We start from the raw sequence: 5,012 nt of genomic DNA, 5'->3' as shown, positions 1-5,012 counted from the left end.
ACCAGGACATCAACGGCTATTGCGAATGGCTCTGCGCCGCCGGCGGCCTGGTGCGGGAAATCGGCGTCGACGGCAAGAATACGCTGTGGTTGGCCAACGAACGCACCGGCCGAAACTCGATCGAGATCTATGATCCGTCGATCTACCTGCAGGACGCGGTCAACGCCGTGCCCGACCTCGGCGGCGTCATATCGGGGCTGGATTACGAGGACGGCGCCGAATTGTGGGCCAATGCCGATGGCTATGTGCTGGGGCCGTTCACCTGCGTCGCCGGCTCGATCGCGCTCGGCGACGCCTACGCCTCGGCACTTGTCGGCCGCTGGATCGCGCCGCGCTGGGAATCGATGCCGCAGGTGCTGGTCACCGGCAATGATGAAGTGATCCTGCGCCCCGGCCGCATCCACACCCTGCACGTCAACATCGCCGACACCGGCAGCATCGCCGTGGGCGCCAATGGCGAGGATCCGCAGGACATCATCCTGCACGAGACATCCGACCCGGTCGACGCGCCGATGCCGCTGAAAACCAAGCTTCTGACGGTCGACGGCGCCGACCTCATGGGCATGATGGAAGGCACGACCGCCGTCATCACGCAAAAGCGGCCCGGCGAACTGCGGGTGCGCGACATCGCAATGGGGACGAAACTCTGATGGTGCAGCTCCTACTTGCCCCGGTCCTGGGCGCGCTAGGCATCGGCGGTGGCGCGGCCGCGACAGGGGCGGCCGCCGGCGCGGCAACGACAGGCGCGGCCGCCGCCGGATCGGGCATTTCGCTGGCCTCCATCCTGCAGGGCACGGCAACCGTGCTGGGCGTCGTCTCGGCGATCGGCGCCGGCAATGCCGAGGGGACGCAAAACGAGCTGGCTGCCAATGACGCGGAGGCCGAACAGGGGCAGGAAACCCTGCAAGGCATCAATCGGCGCACCTCGATCAAGAAACAGATGGCGGCCGCGCTCGGCGCGCAGGACGTTGCCTATGCCGGCTCCGGCGTAGACCTCTCCTTCGGCACCGCGAAAGCCGCGCGCACCGACGCCTACCGCGAGGCCGACCTTGGCCTGACCACGGCGACCGGCACGGAAATGTCGCGCGTGTCGCGGCTGGCCGAACGCGCCGCCAGCTACCGCGCGGCCGCCAAATCCGCGCGCCGCATGGGCATCTTCAACGCGCTGTCCGGCGGCCTCGACAATGTGCTGTCCTATTCGGAGCGCGGCTGATGGTAACCAAGCGTCTCGAACCGGTCAGCTATCGGCCGTTCCAAGTCGAACCGGTGCTGGCCGATGGCCTGTTGCCGGTGGCGCGCCAGGGCGGCGAGCTGCTGCAGCGCGCATCGGAAGGTCTGTTTCGCATGGCCGCCCAGGCCGGGCAGATCGCCGATCGCCAGGCGGCGCGGCAAGGGGCGCTGGCCGGCGAGCAGGCCGCGCTGGCAGGGCGGCCGAATGCCAGCTTTAGCGGCGGCGACGCTGGCGGTTACGGGCCTGTCGGCGAGACCCGCGCCGGCCCTGCGCCGGCCGGCAAGCCTGACGAGCTGGCGGCGCGTGGCAAATCCTACCTGATGAGCAAATATGGCGTGTCCGACGTGTTCGCCGCCGGGCTGCTCGGCAATTTCAGCGGCGAAAGCAAGTTCAACGTCAACGCGGTCAATCCCGGCGATGGCACGGATGGTTCCGATTCGATCGGCATTGCCCAATGGAACGGCAAGCGCGCCCGCAATCTGAAAGCCTTCGCCGCGGCGCAGGGCAAGCCGACCAATGATTTCGAAACCCAGCTCGACTTCGCCATGCACGAGCTGAAAACGACGGAAGCCGGCGCCGGCCGTCGTCTCGCCGCTGCCCGCACCGTCGAGGAAGCGACCGCCGCCGCAGTCGGCTTCGAGCGGCCGCAGGGCTGGACACCGCAGAACCCGGCCGGCGCCCACGGTTGGAACACCCGCCTAGCGGCGGCAAGGTCGATCTACGGCGCCCCGGTAACCGCGAATCCCACCGGGGATACCATACCGGCGGCGGTCGACACGACGGCAGCGATACCGCCGGCCGCCGCGCCGCCCACGGTGACCACAAGCGGCGGCACCTTCCGCCCGACCGGCACGGACACGATTCGCGGCCGCGCCTTCGATGAAGCAGGCACCAAGGTCTACCTGCAGCAGGTCGACAGCGAAATGCGCTCGACCACGCAACAGGTTTTCGAAAAATACCGCGACGATCCGGCCCAGCTGGAAAAAGCGCTTGGCGACCTCAAGGGCACGCTGAAGAACGACCACATCTTCCCGGAAATCGAGGCCGATTATGATGTCGGGTTTGATCGGCTGGCCGGTTCGTATCTCGGCCAGGCGCGCGAAAACCTCGCCCGGAAGGTGGAAAAGCAGCAATATGCCGCGTTCATCGAGCGTGGCAGTCAGCTTTCAACCGATATCGCGCGGCAGACCGCAAACCTCGACCCCGATTCGCCGGGGGCCGACAGTGCGCTGGCGTCGAGCCTTGCGGCGGTCGACACCTATTTCGACAGCGCCGTGCGGCAGGGCATCATCGATCCCGACGATGCCGCCAAGGCCAAGATCGGCAAGCGCAACGATGTCGCCGGCGGCTTCTATCTTGCCCAGGCCGAAAAGCTCGATGCTGACGGCATCGCGACCATGCGCGCCGAAATGGCCGGCGATCTGCAGGATGGCGGCGTTGCCGGCCTCGACGGCGACGGCTACGCCGATATCAACACCAGGCTGATCGCCATGGAGGATCGCAAGCGCCGCGAAGCCACCAAGGCCGCCGGCGACCTTGCCGCACGCGGCAGCGCCATCGCCGAGCGCATCGCGGCCGGCTATGACGCCGACCCGGCTGCGCTGACACAGCTCGAGCTCGACGCAAGATCCGCACCGAACGGCCAGCAGGTTGTGGATGCGACCAGGCGCAAGGTGTCGGTGGCAACGGCCATTCGCGACCTGCCGCCGGCGCAGAGCCGCGCCTATGTCGAGGATCTGCGCAAGAAGCTCGGCAAGAACCCGACCGATGAAGACATCGAGACGCTGAATTTCGCGGAGAAGAAGCTCGATGCGCAGGACAAGGCCATCAAGGCCGACCCGCTGGGCTATGCCGCCGAAACCGGCAAGATAGAGCTTGTTCCGATCGATGCCTCGTCGCCTGAAAAGCTCGCCGAGACGCTGAACGCAAGGCGCGAGCAGGCGCAGGACGTTGCCGGCCTCTTCGACACGCCGGTGATGCTCTACCGGCCGGACGAGGTTTCGGCGATGAAAGCCGACCTCAAATCGAATTCGCCGCAGAAGCACGCCACGGTGATGGCGCAGCTCGACTATCTGTCGACGCAAGGCGATCTTTCCGAGGTGGGGCATACCTTCGGTGATGAAGCGGTCGACCAGCTGCAGGACTGGCAGGCGCGGCTGCGCTACGCCTCGCCGGAAGAGACCGCTATGTGGCTGAAGGAACGCAACGACCCTAAATGGCAGGACCGCGTCAAGCCGCTGGTCAGCAAGGGCGAGACCGAAGCGCGAAAGGTGCCGTTCGAACAGGTGGTCAAGCAGCTGGACGATAACCGGCTGTACTCTGCCGGCGCGCCGATCGACGCCGACACCAAGCGCATGATGATGAATGATTTCGTCACCATCGCCGGCGAGCGCTATGCAACGACGCAAGACGCCAACCAGGCGCAGACGCAAGCGGTGGAGCGCATGCGCCGCATCTGGGGCGTCACCAGCGTCTACGGCACCAATGGCGGCCGCCTGATGCCCTATCCGCCCGACGAACACTATCCGGCTGTCGGCGGCTCAAAGGCGTGGCTGGGCGACGAACTGGCGGCGGTGGCGACCGAACGCGGCATCAAGCTGGAAAACCTCTCGCTGGTCGCGGACGGCAAGACCAAGGCCGCCGCCGATCGCGGCGAGGAACCCGGCTATCTGATGTCGGTCATCAATCCCGAAACCGGCATGGATGAACTGGTGACCGACGACCAGGGCAGGGTGCTGCGCCACTATTTCGATCCGGCCGCCGCCCAGAAAGTCGCCGTGGACCGCGCCAAGGAAGAACGCCGCACCCAGAACGACCCCTGGCTGGTGCTGCGCGCCGATACCGCCATCGGCCCGTTCTATCCGCCCTGGCGGCCGGCGACACCGGAAGACATGGCCATGCGCGCCAAGCGCATCAAGGAAATCGCCGGCGAACAGAAGTCGGGCTATGCCGATCGCAAGCGCCGGCACGAACAGGTGCGCGCCGCGCTGCGCGCCCGGGAGAAGGATTGATGCCCAGCGTTCCCGACGATTATGTGCCGTTCCGCGTCGGCCGGCCGCTGGCGGCGGAAACTGCCCCGGCTGAAGCGCCCGGCGCCATGGCCACGCTCGGCGCGGCCGGCGTCGTCGCCAACTGGCCCTATCGCGCCTGGCGCTATCTGGAAAACCGCGACGAGGTGGTGACCGATCCCGAGCACAACCCGTTCGACATGATCAAGGGCACCAAATACGAGAGCGACCCCGAGCCTTTCGCCTACTCGCGCAACGCCGACGAAACCAAGGCGATCATGCAAGAGCGCGACGAAGACGACGCGGCGATGGGGACGCTGGCACGGTCCGGCCGCTTCGGCACGGCGGCGATGGTCGGCATGGGCCTGCTCGACCCGACCGTGTTCCTGCCCGTGGCCAAGGTGTTCACCGGCGCGGCCGCCGGCTACCGGGCGCTGCGCATAGGCGGCGATGTCGCCGTTGCCAGCGGTGTCGGAGCGGCGATCGGCGAGGGCGTCATGGCGGCGACCACGCCGCACTACAGCGCCGGCGATGTGGCCACCGGCATCGGCACGGCAACGTTGCTGGGCGGCTTGCTCGGCACCGGCGCCGGCGCGCTGCTGTCGCGCACCGAACGCAAGACGCTGGAAGCGACCCTGCATGCCGACCGCGAGGCCTGGGGCGCCGATGTCGCCGCCTCGGCAAGGCCGGCCGGCGCGGCCGCGCCACAGGCGGCCGGCGCTGCCGCCAGCGACACGCGCGAGCTGCAGCTGCGCTCCATACCCGGCACGTCC

At 67.6% G+C, this 5,012-nt stretch carries 4 protein-coding genes; all 4 read left to right on the top strand.

The genetic code is table 11. From position 1 onward, the window contains the following. A partial coding sequence (locus tag EOD15_RS35985) for a hypothetical protein (protein WP_185929103.1) occupies positions 1–650 on the top strand: 650 nt, incomplete at its 5' end. Next, positions 650–1,213: a hypothetical protein gene (locus EOD15_RS28320; protein ID WP_127322804.1), complete on the top strand. Its 564-nt coding sequence runs from the start codon at positions 650–652 to the stop codon at positions 1,211–1,213. The genes EOD15_RS35985 and EOD15_RS28320, both read left to right, overlap by 1 nt. Beyond that, complete coding sequence (locus tag EOD15_RS28315; RefSeq protein WP_127409052.1) at positions 1,213–4,242, top strand: phage tail tip lysozyme; 3,030 nt, start codon at positions 1,213–1,215, stop codon at positions 4,240–4,242. Before EOD15_RS28320 ends, EOD15_RS28315 begins: the two co-directional genes overlap by 1 nt. Further along, positions 4,242–5,012: hypothetical protein (locus EOD15_RS28310; protein WP_210212210.1), on the top strand; the 771-nt coding region annotated here is incomplete at its 3' end. The genes EOD15_RS28315 and EOD15_RS28310, both read left to right, overlap by 1 nt.

The sequence above is a fragment of the Mesorhizobium sp. M7A.T.Ca.US.000.02.2.1 genome (assembly GCF_003996995.1).
Taxonomy (GTDB): Bacteria; Pseudomonadota; Alphaproteobacteria; order Rhizobiales; family Rhizobiaceae; genus Mesorhizobium.
Note: the sequence above shows the minus strand (reverse complement) of the source record. Positions and strands in the feature narration are given on the sequence as shown.

Excerpts from the sequence above, each read along its gene's own strand:
- EOD15_RS28320 (WP_127322804.1), top strand. The coding sequence starts at position 650 with ATGGTGCAGCTCCTACTTGCCCCGGTCCTGGGCGCGCTAGGCATCGGC.
- EOD15_RS28315 (WP_127409052.1), top strand. The coding sequence starts at position 1,213 with ATGGTAACCAAGCGTCTCGAACCGGTCAGCTATCGGCCGTTCCAAGTC.